Origin of the sequence: Candidatus Sysuiplasma acidicola (assembly GCA_019721035.1) — an archaeon.
Lineage (GTDB): Archaea > Thermoplasmatota > Thermoplasmata > Sysuiplasmatales > Sysuiplasmataceae > Sysuiplasma > Sysuiplasma acidicola.
This window is the reverse complement of the sequence record JAHEAA010000019.1, coordinates 21,475-37,385: the sequence shown is the minus strand read 5'-3', so window position 1 is coordinate 37,385 and position 15,911 is coordinate 21,475. Positions and strand designations below refer to the sequence as shown.

The 15,911-nt window shown below is 49.0% G+C and carries 15 protein-coding genes; 8 read left to right on the top strand and 7 right to left on the bottom strand.

Annotated elements, in window-relative coordinates; translation table 11 throughout:
- The coding region (locus tag KIS30_08530) for a transposase (protein MBX8646785.1) at nucleotides 1-258 on the bottom strand (258 nt) is incomplete at its 3' end.
- A gap of 360 nt (nucleotides 259-618) precedes the next feature.
- On the opposite strand from KIS30_08530, the gene KIS30_08525 reads away from it, so the two are divergent.
- The 4 genes from KIS30_08525 to KIS30_08510 all read left to right on the top strand — a co-directional run bounded on the left by KIS30_08525 (nucleotide 619) and on the right by KIS30_08510 (nucleotide 2,807).
- Entirely contained in the window at nucleotides 619-1,131 is a 513-nt protein-coding gene (locus KIS30_08525) for a hypothetical protein (GenBank protein MBX8646784.1), read from the top strand.
- A 256-nt stretch (nucleotides 1,132-1,387) separates the two neighbouring features.
- Entirely contained in the window at nucleotides 1,388-1,606 is a 219-nt protein-coding gene (locus tag KIS30_08520; protein ID MBX8646783.1) for a VOC family protein, read from the top strand.
- Between the two features lie 575 nt (nucleotides 1,607-2,181).
- Nucleotides 2,182-2,409, top strand: coding sequence for an AbrB/MazE/SpoVT family DNA-binding domain-containing protein (locus tag KIS30_08515; GenBank protein MBX8646782.1), 228 nt, complete (start codon nucleotides 2,182-2,184; stop codon nucleotides 2,407-2,409).
- Nucleotides 2,406-2,807 (top strand): PIN domain-containing protein, encoded by a 402-nt coding sequence (locus tag KIS30_08510; protein MBX8646781.1) that lies wholly within the window; start codon nucleotides 2,406-2,408, stop codon nucleotides 2,805-2,807. The genes KIS30_08515 and KIS30_08510 overlap by 4 nt, the downstream gene beginning before the upstream one ends.
- 178 nt (nucleotides 2,808-2,985) lie before the next feature.
- Here the strand turns inward: KIS30_08510 and KIS30_08505 are convergent, their stop codons facing one another.
- Nucleotides 2,986-3,201 (bottom strand): hypothetical protein, encoded by a 216-nt coding sequence (locus KIS30_08505; GenBank protein MBX8646780.1) that lies wholly within the window; start codon nucleotides 3,199-3,201, stop codon nucleotides 2,986-2,988.
- Nucleotides 3,202-4,004: 803 nt separating this feature from the next.
- On the opposite strand from KIS30_08505, the gene KIS30_08500 reads away from it, so the two are divergent.
- Entirely contained in the window at nucleotides 4,005-5,189 is a 1,185-nt protein-coding gene (locus KIS30_08500) for a DUF3494 domain-containing protein (GenBank protein MBX8646779.1), read from the top strand.
- A gap of 394 nt (nucleotides 5,190-5,583) precedes the next feature.
- Here KIS30_08500 and KIS30_08495 read toward each other — a convergent pair whose 3' ends face one another.
- The 3 genes from KIS30_08495 to KIS30_08485 form a co-directional block, all read right to left on the bottom strand.
- Nucleotides 5,584-6,009: a type II toxin-antitoxin system VapC family toxin gene (locus KIS30_08495; protein MBX8646778.1), complete on the bottom strand. Its 426-nt coding sequence runs from the start codon at nucleotides 6,007-6,009 to the stop codon at nucleotides 5,584-5,586.
- A complete protein-coding gene (locus KIS30_08490; GenBank protein ID MBX8646777.1) occupies nucleotides 6,009-6,260 on the bottom strand; it encodes a hypothetical protein in 252 nt (83 codons plus the stop codon). The genes KIS30_08495 and KIS30_08490 overlap by 1 nt, the downstream gene beginning before the upstream one ends.
- Nucleotides 6,261-6,429: 169 nt before the next feature.
- Nucleotides 6,430-7,011: a dihydrofolate reductase family protein gene (locus tag KIS30_08485; protein MBX8646776.1), complete on the bottom strand. Its 582-nt coding sequence runs from the start codon at nucleotides 7,009-7,011 to the stop codon at nucleotides 6,430-6,432.
- Between the two features lie 129 nt (nucleotides 7,012-7,140).
- On the opposite strand from KIS30_08485, the gene KIS30_08480 reads away from it, so the two are divergent.
- Nucleotides 7,141-8,013 carry an alpha/beta hydrolase gene (locus KIS30_08480; GenBank protein ID MBX8646775.1) on the top strand — a complete coding sequence of 291 codons (873 nt, stop codon included), beginning with the start codon at nucleotides 7,141-7,143 and terminating at the stop codon, nucleotides 8,011-8,013.
- 120 nt (nucleotides 8,014-8,133) lie between these two features.
- Nucleotides 8,134-8,733: a GNAT family N-acetyltransferase gene (locus KIS30_08475; GenBank protein MBX8646774.1), complete on the top strand. Its 600-nt coding sequence runs from the start codon at nucleotides 8,134-8,136 to the stop codon at nucleotides 8,731-8,733.
- Nucleotides 8,734-8,961: 228 nt separating this feature from the next.
- On the opposite strand, the gene KIS30_08470 is transcribed toward KIS30_08475, so the two are convergent.
- Both KIS30_08470 and KIS30_08465 read right to left on the bottom strand, forming a co-directional pair.
- Nucleotides 8,962-9,345 carry a hypothetical protein gene (locus KIS30_08470; protein MBX8646773.1) on the bottom strand — a complete coding sequence of 128 codons (384 nt, stop codon included), beginning with the start codon at nucleotides 9,343-9,345 and terminating at the stop codon, nucleotides 8,962-8,964.
- A 196-nt stretch (nucleotides 9,346-9,541) separates the two neighbouring features.
- Nucleotides 9,542-13,354, bottom strand: a complete 3,813-nt coding sequence (locus KIS30_08465; protein ID MBX8646772.1) for a thermopsin — start codon at nucleotides 13,352-13,354, stop codon at nucleotides 9,542-9,544.
- A 982-nt stretch (nucleotides 13,355-14,336) separates the two neighbouring features.
- On the opposite strand from KIS30_08465, the gene KIS30_08460 reads away from it, so the two are divergent.
- A complete protein-coding gene (locus KIS30_08460) occupies nucleotides 14,337-15,662 on the top strand; it encodes an ABC transporter substrate-binding protein (GenBank protein MBX8646771.1) in 1,326 nt (441 codons plus the stop codon).
- Nucleotides 15,663-15,911 lie beyond the last annotated feature (249 nt).

Here is a 15,911-nt window from a genome sequence, read left to right as displayed (position 1 = left end):
GAGATCCTTCTCAGCGAGCAGCTTCTTCAGTCTTGAGTTCTCCTTCATCAGTTTCCTGAGGCCCGGTTCCATCCTTCTGTAGTGTGACTTGAGACCGTCGACTCCGAATGCGTCGTAGGATGCCTTCCAACGATAGTACATGGCAGGGTCGATGGAGTATTTCCTGCACGTTTCGACGACAGATCCCTTCTCCTGCACTTCCTTGATGACAGCGAGTTTCTCCTCAGGCTGCCATCTCCTTCTTGTTCTCGCCGTCACAATGCTCCCTCCAAACCACCCTCATTCTGACTTGTTTTCTCCGGATCCTTATAAGCCAATAATGTCGCAGTATTTAGGGGAGCAGACCATTCTGGATTGATAGAACTTGTGTCACGAATGAACATAGTCCTCGCAATTTTCCCACAATTGGCAATTGAGAAATTGCCATTCATTACGAACAAATTGTCCCAAATAGACAAATATTTGCTACTTTACGACAACGGCGTGATTCAAAATACAATGGCCCATTACAGGATTCGTGGCACTATCCATCTGAAGGTACATGATACTCAATTTAGGTGTGATTAACTATTTTTATAAAGCTTCTAAGATACTGTTGACGGAGTTACGATTTAATACTTGTTTGAAATATTCCACGCCGTTGGAATCATGTCTAGCGCAGTGACAAAACAAGCCGACCACAATATATTAGGATATGCATTAGACTTCCTTATTCCGTTCGTTTTGAGCACCACAATTTCGGCATGGAGGAATATCGCGTTAAAGGCCACCGGACACACGTTTAGAACAATTTACCAGAATTTGATGACCATCACAACGATTGCCAACGTGGAGTTTCTGCTGGGAACAGTCATTGTATTTGTACTGGCATATGTTGTAGGCAGGTTCATTTTAGGCAACCAACAGTTTCCCGTTCTTTTGGTACTTACGGCATTAGCAGCATATTTAGGCTCTTTCCTTGGGTTCGTCCTGATTTCAGGTTTCAGATACATCGATTTTCCCGGTCTCACAATGTCCCAGAACCTAGACCTCATACTCGCGACCAGTATACCTTTTGCCTGCGCAATAACTGCGGGCTACATCGGAGGTTATATGACTGGTTTCTCCCAGAGCCTCAGGGAAAAGCGTTAACTGAAAGGAAACAAGTCAAAGCACTGGACTCAGTAGAAGCAAGTGAGAAAGTCAATTTCGTGACAGACGATGATGAGACAGAATCATCACATGTTGGCAGGCATGAAACTGTCTTGTTCTGAAAATCAAAAATGGAAAAGCAAACCGCGGCGATTCCTGTCTGTATGTGCATGCCCAGAATTTGCCAGCTGCTAAACTTCCGTGTTCACAGCACCGTTCAGAAATATTCAATTCATCGCTGACGGTTTGGGGATTGGTGTTTAGAGATCCGCAAGTGAACCTGTATGTCGATGACGTGGAGACATCTGTCGCGTTTTACAGGGACCTTTTCGGTTTCAGCGAGACTTTCAGCACTCCCCGACATGAAAGTCTGTTCGAGTTCAACTCAGGCTCGGCGGACCTGTGCTCCGCTTTGCTTCAATGGAATCCCTGCGCTCACGTTCTGGAGAGGTGGGAGAGATTTTATCGATTATGACATTTGCAAAGCGAAGATGTATGTTGCCTGCCAGGTCAATGTGCCCTATCCCTGCAGCCTTGCACAAATCTCATGTTGATTCCGTTACATATGAGGATGCAAAGACGGGATAAGCGTTGACAATGCGAGTAACAGCTTCGTGCATTTGGAAAATCACTCTCTGCGCATTTCTGGGTTAGCCAATGGATTTTATTTCGATCACCGGGGTGCGCTTTGTCCTCCCAACCGAAACATCGGCTATCATGTCAGCAGCAAACCTGTTCATTGACCCTTGAACGGCAATCTTGTCTATTCTTAGGCCACCTAACAACTCAGCGAGTTTGTCTTTCAATGACTGCTCAATCTGAAATTCATTAGTTGGGAGATATTTACTCAATTCCAAGGATTTACCAATTGGTAAATTGGCAAACCCTGCATATGAACATAATCGGCCGAGGTTCCGAGGTTCTGTTTAGTACGTGCTGTGCACTGCATCACAACCTGAATACCCCTATCACGCCATTTAAAACGTCATGTTCTAATTCTTTACTTAAAGTAAAGCAAAGTATTTGAGCTTCAAACACATCGCCACATTCATGTCAAAAGCGGTGACGATCAGTTCGAAGGGCCAAGTGACGCTCCCGAAGGAACTGCGCGAGAAATATCATCTGAACGAAGGAGAAACAGCCATACTGCTTGACTCCGGTGAGGGCATATTGATAAAACACGGCCGTACCAGCCTGAGAGGACTCCTGAAGGGAAAGATTGATTCGGATGAGTTTGAGGAACAGCTTCGCAAACTCAGAAAGGAATGGATCCTGTGACTGATTTCGTAGCCGACACAGTTGGTTTGGTTCGCTATCTTGAGGATAGCCTACCTCCTGCCGCCAATAGGGCATTCAAAGAAGCAGAGCGTGGGAGGGCTATGATATTCCTACCTGAAATAGCCCTTGGCGAGTTTCTATACATTGCGCTTCGCGGGCGGGTTCGAATATCCGATCCAGGGAGTCTCGTCGGAGAAGTGCTGGATCAATTGAGAAGTGCGGCTTACATAACTCTGTCCCCACTTTCGTTAGAGGCGTGGAAAACGTTCTTGGGCCTGAATATTTCAGAATTGCATGACAGAATGATTGCAGCAGAAGCCATGAGTCGCGGATTGCCATTAATATCTAACGATCCGTCTTTCGCCACAGTCAAACAGCTCAAGACTATATGGAGGTAGTCGCAAGTCGCTTAATTTTTGTTTCCAGCTGTCATTGAAACATGCGCTGAAGCTGCAACAAACTGTGCGACATTACATTGGAAAGTGAGCTTTCATGCCTGTTTTGCGGCCTGACATCAAACCGCCTTACTCAGGCTGGTTAGACTGACTACCCGGTCAACAGAAGGGGTAAGCAGGCTCAAAATCCAAGCGCTGAAATCGTGTAGAATCTAATTATCTCATTCACGACACGTGTTCGAATTTCTCGCACTTCCTCCTTTGCACCGAAATATACTGACTTCTTCTCCCTCAACCGGAACGATTCTCCCCAGAAGTTCACATTGACAGAGAGGTGCAACACTCTGTCCAGCGATGTCGAAACCTGGTGTTCCCGGGAAGACGACGTTTTCTGCATTGTGCACTAAGCGCACAGTCAACAGCTCGTCTGTGAGCCACATGTCTATCGCCCGCCAGTTTTAAGCCGAAGTCGTGTTTGCGCAATGGCCCACTGTCTTCTTTCGCAATTACAAATCAATATCTCGTGATGTTCTGACAGGGTAGTGTTGCGGCACGAAGTTTCTCGTTGCCGATGGGCGCCTGCCGAATGTGTCTGTAGCAACACCGTGTTACTCTGTTTCATCAATATTCACGGGGGACGGGTTACCCGTGCAGATGGTGAAAGAGTACTTTGACGGTCCGTTATGCTGCGGGGAATGAGCGCAGAAATCTTCATTGAGCGCATGCGTGCCCTGCCTTGTGTTTGTGAACTCAATTATTGAGTCTCATAGAGTCTCATCGCATTAAGGCCTGATCAACTGTATGGCTGTCACGTCATTGCGTATATAGTTTATATATTCAACAGATATTCTATATTTTTAATACATCTATTTATATAGTCAATATAGTGTGGTATCGCCATCGCGTCAATAATTGTCGTGATTGTAAGTGAGTAATATGAATAAGAAAAATAAGAAGGTGAAAATCTCAATAGTTCTCTTCATGACTATTGCTTTTCTCATATCAGCGAGTATGGTGATTCCCAGCAACAGCCCTGCCCAGACACATTTGTCTCAATTTGGAAACACTTCCGCAACTAATGCGGTAAGCCCCAAGTATACTGTTTCTTTCATTGAAACCGGCCTTGTAGGCGGAACATCCTGGTCTGTAACGCTTAACGGTTCGTCAAACTCGTCAACAACGAGTCATGTTAACTTTTACATGGCAATCGGAAGTTACGCTTATACCATCACTGGCATCGCAGGTTACTCCAATTCTCCGAGTTCAGGAACTGTAACCGTAAATGGCACGTCGCAGAATGTAACAGTTATGTTCTCGACGTCTTCCACGTCAATAGCATCCGTCGACCTTGGAACAGCTGGCAATTTCGCCATTCTGGGCAAGACAGGAATATCAACAACTGGAACCACAAAGATCGTCGGAAATCTGGGTGTTAGTCCGGCCGCTGCCACATATATTACCGGATTCGGCTTAATCATGAGCTCAACCGGTCAGTTTTCCACGTCATCTGTTGTCACCGGTAAAGCGTATGCATCCAACTACGCATCTCCAACCCCGTCAATGTTAACCACATCAGTCGATAACATGATGACCGCTTACACCAATGCAGCAGGAAGAACCAATCCCAACTACGTGAACCTCGGTGCAGGAAACATCGGTGGAATGACACTCGGACCTGGTCTCTACAAATGGTCTACAGGGCTTTTAATACCAACGAGTGCAACTCTCGCCGGCAATTCAAGTGCCGTCTGGATTTTCCAGATATCTGGAAAATTAACCGTTGCTAACGGCGCACACATAATACTGAGTGGTGGAGCACGGGCCAAGAACATCTTCTGGCAGGTAGCCGGAGGAGCCACAATAGGGACAACCGTTTCTATTTATGGCATTATTCTGTCTCAGACTGCAATAACAATTAACACCGGCTCAACACTAAACGGCAGAGCACTGGCACAGTCAGATGTTACACTTAATGCAGACAATGTAACATCGCCCACAGGGGTGTCCAATATTGCGACTACAACTTTTACGGTTACAATAACGGAGTCCGGACTGCCTTCAGGTTCGACATGGTTCGTGAACATAACGGGTATGGCATCATCCGGTCCAATAACAGCGACCTCCTACTCAACCATCCTCGGGAATGGAACATATGCGTATGTTGCAGGAACAACCGACACTGCATTCAAAGCACCAAGTGGAACATTCACAGCTAACGGCTCTTCCTTAACTCACGCTGTATCGTTCTCCAGGAGCAGCACGACTACAACGACCTCACCCACTTCGTCATCCAGCAGTTTGGACCTTTACCTGATCGCGGGTGCAATAATTGCAATTGCAGCCATAGGGGCATCTATCGGAATATTGAGGCACAAGAAGCTATAGATTCCATTTTTGCGTTTGCAAATGGAATTTTACTAAATCAATGCCTGAAACCTTTTTCATGGGTTCATGATCAATAGTCATGAACCTCTACCAGACGCTGTAAACAGAATCGTAAGTTGCGGCGATTAACATCGCCTGTAAGCATGCAGTGAGACAACGACCTGGCAACTGCTCTGACGCCCCACCGATTCAATGAGATGTTTTCCATTTTCTGATTACTTCCACACTCGTTGACTTCCAAAACGGCTGGTCGAGGAACTGCCGCTGCTGATGACCAGTATCTTAAGGACAGCGTTGCTGCAAGGGACTTACTGCTCTACGCACTTGGCATTCGTCGCCGGAACTTGAAAGTCGAAGTCGTATCTGTAGACTGGCTTACTGTATACTTTCGCAATCACAAATCAATATCTCGTGATGTTCTGACAGTGATACCCAGGTTGCTGATTTCACGTGCCCGTGATTCAAACTCCTGATCGAGGGAGACAAAGACCTCAGCTCCTATTTCGAGACATGCCGCCAAATGCAATACGTCGAGTGTTTTCATCTTCAAGCAGAAGGATATCTCTAATGCCCGTGTGAAAACCCGGTTAAAGTTCGCAATCTTACTTTCAATGCCAATCTCATCCACATGTCGCAGGTAGGCTTCTATTTCCTCTTCTGTCAGCTTTGTGGTTCTCGAAAATACCGATTTCATCTCAAGAAGCGTAATCGCGGAAACCACCATGTCCCTAGACTGTTCGATTAGCCGCATTCCTGATGGATGGTTTGCGTCATTCGGGTTGATGCGTGAGAGGACAACACTTGTGTCTATGTAATCCATCACTCCCTCTCCTTCAATGCCATCTTTGAAAGATCCTTTGGGAGTCGGGGAAATCCCTTCTTGTGCCAGGAACTCAATATCTTTTCAGCCGCTTCCTTTCTTTCCACGATGCCCGTGGCTCCTTTCATTCCATTGAGCATGATGAATCTAATCGCATCTGCTTTTGAATTGGCCAGTTTATACTTGATTATGCGATCTATCAAGGAAGATGTTGCCGCATCGATCCGTATCCCTATTACTGATGTTTTCATTTGTTATCACATGATAACATATGATAACCCATCAATAAAGAATACGGTAGTTAGCGCCATCGAGTTAAGTCGACAGTGAGTGTCAATAGGTTCGAAAGCTCATTCCAGCACTCTGGCCAGAGGCAATGGCTACTTCAATGCCACTGGAGGAGGCGTCTAATCTCCTGACTTAACGCACCGTTTCATAATGAAGCAGCAACTCACCGTACGGCAGAGTTTTGACTGATAGCAGCTTCAGGGTCTGCTGATTCAGCATGGCCCCCCAGTAGGATTTCCCACGCCCGAGGAGCACTGGCCAAATCGCGATCAGGTAGTCGTCGGCCAAACCGCGCTGAATGAACTCCTGGACGAGTGAAGGACCGCCATCGACGATGATGTCGCGACCTGGTGCCGACCTGAGACGTGAAACTATCTCCTCCAGATTGCCGCTCATGATCGTTGAATTCTGCCACTCAGATTTCTTCATGTGATGTGACAGAACAATCTTGTTGCATCTATCGAGCCACCGTGAAAACTCGAACAAGAACTTTGGATCGGAGGGCTTGCGGGCAGCTTCAGAGTGAAAATTTAAGTGATCCTCGAAAGACCGTCGGCCGAAGACGACTGTGTCTACCGATTCGTATCGGCGTATCCACATGTCAAGGAATACTTCGCCCGGTTCTGCCGAAGGAGTGTCCGACCCGGGATATGGTGGAAACTCAGCGTACCCGTCCAAAGTCATGTAGAGGTTGACAGTAATCTTTCGGCTCATTGCTTTCTCCCACCTACGCTCTACGCGTTTACCGGGGATGGATAGGCCGAACATTCGTATAATCTTACGCGTGCGCTCCAGGGCTGACCTGTTACATGCCTGTCCGCCACAGATTTCGAGACAAAGTATTTGCACAATATCTGCACTACAATTTCACAGATGAGCACCACGAGCGTTACACAGACATTGGACGTGTCCGGCGGGAAATTAGCCTACGAGGTCATGGGGAGCGGTTCACCGATTGTGCTCCTTCATGAAGGCATAACGGACCGACGCATGTGGAACCGTGAATTCCCCCTTCTGGCGCGCAACCATAGAGTCGTGCGCTACGATTTGCGCGGGTACGGTGGTTCTGAACCGGCGTCCTCGGATTTCTCCCCTGTCGAAGATGCTGTGGCACTGATCGACCGTTTGCACATGGAGCGGCCGCTGTTCGTAGGTCCCAGCATTGGCGGGAAAATCGCGCTCGACCTTACACTCGCGCATCCCGACAGGGTGGGTGGACTCTTGCTCATCGCGCCGGGCTATTCCGGAATGGACTACGATCATGTACCGGGCGGGAAGTCCACGTTTGAACGGGACGAGCGGTTATCCAAGGCAGCCGCGGATGCATGGGCAGCCGGAAATCTAGAGGAGGCTACAGAACACCTGCGGCAGCTCTGGGCTTCGGCACTCAAGGAAAGCACGCTCGACCTTTTCCGAGTAATGGTCCGAGACAATGCGAAAGAAGTTTTTGAGGAGCGTTCCGGCCAGCACGAACGGCGTGAGGGTGGACCTGCCGCCGCCCGGCTGAATGAAATCCGCGTCCCAACCCGGATTCTGGTGGGGGACCGCGACAATCCCGTGATGCCTCATTGCGCGCATTTTCTTGCCAGGGGTGTCACCGGCGCCAGCGTGCAGCTCGTTCCCGGCGCGGACCACCTCCTGAACCTTTCAGCCCCGGATACGTTCGATGCGGCGCTCTCCAGTTTCATTTCAGTCATCGGAGATCGGAGAATATAAGATTCTCGAGTGAGCATGTAGCCGCGTAGCCCACTTACGCAGGGCCCTGCCAATATTCAACCCCGCCCTGGAAGGATTATTGAGCATGTCCGCCATTACCACATGACAGGTAACCAAAAAATGTCATTCACGACGAAACAACTGTCCTCCTCGACTTGGCCTGCCTTTGCTCGCCTCGTAGAAAAGCACAACGGGATCTTCGGTGGATGCTGGTGCATCGCGTTTCATCTCGAGCCGGGGGAGGGGAAGCGTGGCGCGGCGGCGTACCGGGCGATGAAAGAGGCGCGAGTGCGGGAAGGCCGCGCGCACGCCGCGCTCGTCTTTGATGGCCGGAACGCGGTCGGCTGGTGCCAGTTCGGCTCGACAGCGGAACTACCCAATATCAGGAGCAAGAAGACCTATGAGGAAGGACTGCATAAGCTTCCCGACTGGCGCATCACATGCTTCTTTATTGACCGTGAACGAAGGGGCGAGGGCATTGCCACACTCGCCCTCCGCGAGGCGCTTCGATATATCGCTCAGCTCGGCGGCGGAACGGTCGAGGGCTACCCCGAGGACTACACTGGCGAGAAGGTCTCCTCTTCATTCCTGTGCAGCGGTACCCTGGGCATGTTTGAGAAGACGGGGTTTGAGAAGACGCGCAAGATCGCAATGCGGCGGTGGGTCGTGGTAAAGAAGATTCTCCCCGCGCGGACAAAGCGAGAAGCGAGCAGGGCCTGAAGTTTGATTCGTACCCGGCGCTGAGCATATCACGTTAAGGACTTCGAGCCTGGAGGTGCCAACGAACCCGTCGCCACTGAAATTGCAGAAGTCAAAACTGCCGTGCTGAAGCACTCATCCCATGACACAAAGAATGGCGAATACCGGTGTATATTTTGCACACTTGATTTTCAAATCATCAGCATCTTTATTCAGTTGTATGCATGGAAGAACAAAGACAGTGTTCATTCAGCCAAGCCAGTTCCAGAAATTATCGCTCCACAAGTCCAGATCTTCAGGAATGGTTCGCAACGGCACTGCCTTCAGGCCGTTCTTTGCCGCATCGTCAAACGCTGCTTTCAGCTTTGATTCAGAGTACATTGACAAATCAGTCATGTATTCTTCCAGTTTCTTGCGAATGCCCATTTCCACCATCTTTTCCGGATGCCTCACCACCAGCCTGAAGTGATGTGAATCACCGCCTGTAATTCTCAGTACCTGCCACTGCAGTTTATCCTTTTTCTCCGATGCCAGCTTAAATGCAGCAAGATTTCCAAGTGCAAGAGCAACAAATCCTTCATCCGCAAGACCGGGAGACAGGTGAATCCCGATTTCCACTCCTCTGCTTACCATCTTTTCACACGTGGCACTAGCATGTACTCAAATTTAGAGTTATTTAATTCTGAGCAACCTTGAAATTCCGCTAAAATAAAAATGAACTGTAGCTCGCAGAGCATGCGTGAGTTAAGATGCAATCTGACATCGATAAAAGAAGATAAGAGATTTTAGTTGGAAAAGGTTTGTGGCTCAGTCTGTACCAGGCAGGTTGTCACTGGTTTCCTTTGTCCTTCTTCCTGGATGCATCATACTTTACCGCTGCGTAGGCGACAACTGCACCGACAACTAGTCCCAGAATCAGTAGGCCCACGTCAATCAGCATAGAGGAGGCAGCGTCCGTTGTGACAGCTTTGTGTGCCGGTTGTGCAGAGAACGATATGCCAACACTCATGGATTGCTGTACATTCAGAGTACCGGAGCTCTGGGATGATATGCTCCCGTTGGAATATGCCTGGTAGTAGTAGGTTCCCGGCGTAGTTGTGAAGGAGATCGTGGATGAGGTCGATGACTGCGTCTGACCGTTGAATGTGACATGCCACGATGCACCGGAAGACAGGCCGCTTTCGCTGAATGTCACAGTCACCGGCACATTGGGATTCAGCTCCATCGCAACGTTGACGGTCGTAGGAGCGTTAACGAGAACAGAGTTGCTGTATGACTGATAAGAGCTGTTAGCCGGCGTTATCGAATAAGCAATTCCCCCAGCAGGAACAGTCACAGTAACACTGCCTGAGGAAGTTATCACTGACTGATCGTAGTAGACATTGAACGCGTATATTTCAAGATACCACTGAGTACCGGAAGGCAGGTTGCTCACGTCGAAGGTCACTGGATATCCTGTGTAGACATTGAATGAAATGCCCGGGTAGTAGAAAGGTGCAAATTCGAACCCGGAAGGATTGCTCCCTTCCTTATAGTAGCTGCCTGAACTGAAGCTGTAAGCGTACTGAGCCTCAATGAGCGGTAAAGTCAGATTAGTGTTCGTCGACGAGAATGTGCCTACCAGGACTTCTGTTCCGTGAGGTCCTCCATGCAGTAATAACCAGACTGTCACGCTCCACGGCGTGCCGGGCGCAATGTTTACCGGCGTGAACGTGAAATTATTGTATATCGGGGACATGCGCATTGTCACAGATATGTTGCTGAAGAGCGGAACAATGGTGATGTTGTATGAATAGGAGTCGTACTCCGGGAAGTTGTAGTAACTGCCAACCGGCGAAACACCGAGGTACCAAATGCCGGGCACCCACTCTAATGTTGTCACGCTGGTGCTGCTCGTGTTGCTGGTGACGGGGGATAATGTGCGAGTAAGGATAGCTCCCTCCCAGCTGTATCCCTGTGGCAGACCAATTTCCCTGACCGTTATCGTGTAATAGGGCAGATATAGCAGACTTACAACATTTGCACCACTCCCGGACACGTATACGGAACCGGTGTTTGAGAAGAAGTCGAGGTAACCCGGTACGCTCTGTACTGTGTAATTGTAGTATGCGTTTGGAAGCGCGTAGAATATCGTCATATCGGATGTAGTGGTCTGGACATAACCTGAAAGATTGACAGACCAGGACTGGCCGCTTTCGAGTCCTGTCTCGAAGAAAATAAGAGGGACGTATGGTGCATATGATGCCCCGGAATAGGTCACTGGTGCGTGGTCTCCGCCGACAAATATTGCGCCGCCGTCATTGAACGGCAGTGTGCTGACGCCCGGTACATACACATTCCAGAAATTTCCTCCCATTGTTGAGTTGCCAACGATGTTGCCCTCAAGGTTGTATCCGTTGAAGTGGTAAACGAATGTGCTTGCCGCTGCCGGTGTTACATTCCATGTGTCAGTGTAGAGGACAAAGGCTCCAGTGTTCAGTCCTGCGTAAAGATTGGACGGGAACTGGTATACATCGGAAAGGCGGTCGGCAAAATAGTTGTTGAATATCAGGTTTCCCGAGCTGGCAATGCCAAGACCAATGCTACCGGGGTAGAATGAACTGTCAAAGAAGTGGTTGCCGAACAGCACGTTCGTGCCGTTCGTTGTGCCTGGATTATAGATGAGAATGGAGAACTGGGCTGGCAGGAAAGGAGTGCCTACGAAGGTTGAGTTGGCAATAAGGTCGTGCGTTGAGTTCCACATCATTATATTTGCACCGTAGAAGCCCGCTGCAGCGTCGGCGGGTATCGTGCCGGTTATGAGTTTTGCACCATAAACTGAAAGATTGGATGTGTTGTAGAACACGTAGCCGAGATTGTTTACAGAGGGAACGAAGTACAGCAGCCCGAGATATAGAGTCGTCTGTGGCTGTTCGTACATTATGCTGAATGACGGGGAATTGTTGAAGTCGATATGAGCGCTGGTGTCCACTATCTGTATGCCTGAAAATACGGGGAAGCCGTAATCATTCATCATGCCGAAAAACGGGCTGATATAACCAGGCTGGTTGTTGTATGCAAGATAGGGGCTGGCAAGCGTGCCCTTGCCGGAGAGCGATATGTTTGCAGCCTCCGCGTTGCCCATTGCGTACAGCGGCGTGTAGACGCCCATCGATGAGTTAAGAGTGAGAACGATATTCTCGGACGCAGAAAGTGCGCCGTATTCAGGGTTGTGGTAGCTCAACATCACTCCCTGCGAGTACGTGCCTGTGGGCAGCCAGAAGCTGTACTGCCCGCCAGTTGACGTTGTCACATATCCATACTGCCCTAGAGAAAGCGAACTGCCTGGACTCACGAACATGAACGAATTTGCAGGACTGATTGTTCCGGTGTAATGCGTCATGCCACTGAATGGCGTAATGTTCCACATGCCGTAAACAAGCGACGGGCCTGAAGAAAGCGTTACCGCTCCTGAGGGCTGCCACGCTTCCGCTATTCCTGTCGAAGTTTCGCCTGTTTCGGAACCTACGTCGTAGGCGCTCGGGACGTTTACCATCTTTCCTGCAGCGTTCTTGTAATCCAGACTGAGCGTTCCGCTTATTGACTGTATGTTAATCTGGCTTCCACCACCGGGGCCGATGATGGCAACCTCTGCATCATATGGTATGTAGCCAGTCGGCGTAACGTTCCCACCGTCGACTTTGTAAAGTGGCAGTGGCGCAGTATATCCGAGTACACCGTTCAGAGAGTTGAACTGCACTTCGTCAAAGACGCCGCCTATTGTCTGGGTTTTACCTGTACTGTGGTTTGTGAATGTAATTGTATAATTGAAAAATACAGTGCTCATTCCGCCGACCACGGCGGATTGCATCGACAGATTCCCAACAAACGGCGTGCTCACGTTATTTATTACCGGTCCGGCTCCGATGTAAGCGTACCGGTACGGAAACTGTGTCGCAGTGTGGCTGTATATCGTGGATGAAGGCATGGTTGCGCCGGGAGAGCTGAAATTCCATATATTGTCCAACATTTCGAACTGATGTGCATAGCTGTCATAGAACATCACGTTCTGAGTCCAGTAGGTGTAGCCTGTTACACCCTCAACCGTAGTTCCTGTCAGCACAGCATTAAGCTGTACCGATACGCCGTTAGGATCAAATGAATTAACATCAAAAGCATTCAGCTGAGTCGCATTGAAGCTTGAATTGAATCCTGTTGTCGTATACATAAACGGTTGGAGTGTGCCTGAAACGTTCCTTATTCCATATGCGCCTATGCCGAACGGTGCCGGTCCCTGTAGATAGCCGGGCAAAACGACGTTGCCATTAATGACCGGCGCCTTCTTCGGAGCGGGCACATAAACATACTGAAGCGGTACCCCGGCATTCTTGGCAGCGTTTATAAACGGGGAAGCTGCGGAAGTGGAATTGGGAAACCGCCCTGCACCGAATGCTGCTGCCTGTCCGGAAGCACCGAACAATGAAGCAGCCGTCGATCCGGCTGTCACACGAGCACCTGGAATGCTGCTGCCGAACTGTGAATATTCAGTAGTGTTTGAATTTGCACCAGACTGGTGAACGGCGGTTACTGCGAAAGCAAACGCGCCGGAGATCACCAGAAGGAGTGCAACAGCTATACTAAGAGCAAAAGTCTTACCAGACATAGCGCCAGTATCTCCAATACGCGTATTTATATTAATCTAGGTTGCAATAACGGCCAGAACCATTCTGTAACGTGGCATAAACCATGATGGTTCCAGAAGGCATCGCCCATTACGAGTACTATGCAAACTTACCGAAAGCAGCGATAAAATAGATGCACCTGGGCACTTGTATAGGCGCCTGTCATTCTGTCATCGGCTCATCTATGAAGTTTAAACTGTTTCGGGAGCACTGCCTGACCTGCGCATTTCTCTCGCCGTTTCAAGCAACTGCCACCTTCTCATCAGAGTGAAATCACTCTCCCTGCTCTGAATACTGAGAGGATGTCACTGCCGAAGAATACAGCCCGGACATATACATCATAGTCCGAATCTGGAAGGGCAGCGGCAGTTCGCCCTTTCGCAAAAGATTACGGCCTTGCGCCATGTTGCCCGATCTGCGCCTGTCATTGCGAATAACCTTTCTGAAAGCACCCTCGAGGGAGTTGTTTGCATGCGCAATGCCGACTAGTTCCATAGCAAACAAGTGACTCTTCAGCTTTCTGTACTGACCGGGGATAGAGTGGAGCTCCGGCGCTACCCGGAATATCCTCGCAGGGGGGTGGCACTGCAATTCTTACCTGGTTGTGCGGAGTAAGATTGATCAGAAGTGACACAATGGTGCAAATATCTCCCATGTTTCAAATGCGTGAACATTGAATGTGCTGCGGAAGGGTTTCATCTGTCAAAATCTGCCCACTTATCGACGCAACGCCAGTGCTACTGAGTAAAGTGATAGGGTGGGACTGATGTCCCACTATCGCAGAGAACGGTTACCAAGAAGTGGCATTTCTCTGAGTACTCCGAAAAGATAAGAAGCGACTCCCAAGACTCAAAATGAACAGAAATCTGTTGGAAAAGCAATGGTATGGTTTCAACTCACTCAGAACCTCCCCCTCCTCGGTAAATCGATACGTTTATTAGGCATGAATTCGTTTTTCGAAATATGACTGCAGGGGGAGTTTCAGGAGATAAGTCTGTGCCTACGACCGGCGGCAAAAAGAGAAGTAATTCCCTTGTTGCCATAGTCGCCGTTGTGATCATCATCATTATCATCGGAGCCGTTGTAGGCTACGAAATTACCAGGCCATCGGCAAAAACATCAGCCGTGCCTTCAGATATCAAGGTAGGAATACTTTACGCAAGCACAGGCAGTTTTGCAACCTCTTCTATTTCTGAGTTTGACGGCTTTTCGCTCTGGGCCCACCTCGTCAATAAAAACGGCGGCATTCTGGTACCGCAATATGGAAAGAAACTGCCGATAAAGATATACAGCTACGATGATGCCAGCAGTGCTTCGCAGGCCACAACTTATTACGACCAGCTCATAACATCAGACCATGTCAATGTGCTAGTCGCCGATTTCGGCTCAGTTCTGACAGCTCCGGCGGTTTCGGTTGCACTTGCGCACAAGGTGTTGCTAATAGATGTTACCGGTTCATCTGCCAATTTCTTCAATGCATCGAGCCCGAACCCGTATGTCGTTCTGACATCGATACCGTTCACGCCTTCATATATGTACAACGCACCATACGACCTGCTCTCAATGAATATAACAAAGGTGGCCGTACTCTATGCCGAAAACGATTTCACTCAACCCCTTGCCACTGCCCTGGTCTCTGTTCTGACCGCACACGGCGTTACCCCTGTATATGATCAGGGTTACCCTACAAGTACAACATCGTTTTCTTCGCAACTTGCTGCCATTGAGGCAACCCATCCACAGGCCGTCGTCGAGTATGGATTTCCGACCAACGACATACCTTTCCTGAACGGGATTGCATCAGGTGGCTATCACTTTAACTATACATTTACAGTATTCCCGGGCCAGCTGTTTTCGGACTTTGTGAGTTCGGTAGGGGCAAACATGAGCTATACCTACACATTCAGCTTCCCGCCTGAATTCGCTTACCAGAACGTAAATTATGGTCTCACTCAGTCCGCTTTCGAGACCGAGTGGAACAGCACCTATCCGTCGATCCCGGTCAACTTCCTGAGCCTTGCGGGATACAATGCAGGACTGATACTTCAAAAGGCACTCGAAACATCCACGAGCATGACCACGCCCAGTCTTAGGGCTGCGATGAACACTTTCTCAGGAAAACTGGATACGCTGATGGGCACATTCACAATCAATACCACGACCGGCGCACAGATTGGTGAAACACCGCCAATAGCGCAGATTATTCCAGGCACCGGAGGAACATTCAGCGTAAGGCTCGTTTATCCTGCTTCAATGGCAACCGGAACTGCGATTTATCCTGCACCATGATGATTTTCAACCCAAACCATTTTCACTTTTACTTTCAACGCTTCCGCTGTGACCAGCCTGTCCTTCAACGCATGAAATTCGTCAAAATAGCGCACTGTTGTTTAGAGCTCGAGAGCAATTTATATCAGGCATAATGAAATTATTTCGACCGATAAATCCAGATGTTGGAAAGCGGAAAATAAAATCCGACAAAGATTAAAGTATCATGAACAGGATCGGTCAACGTGATCTCCTTACTCCTATTTGCCA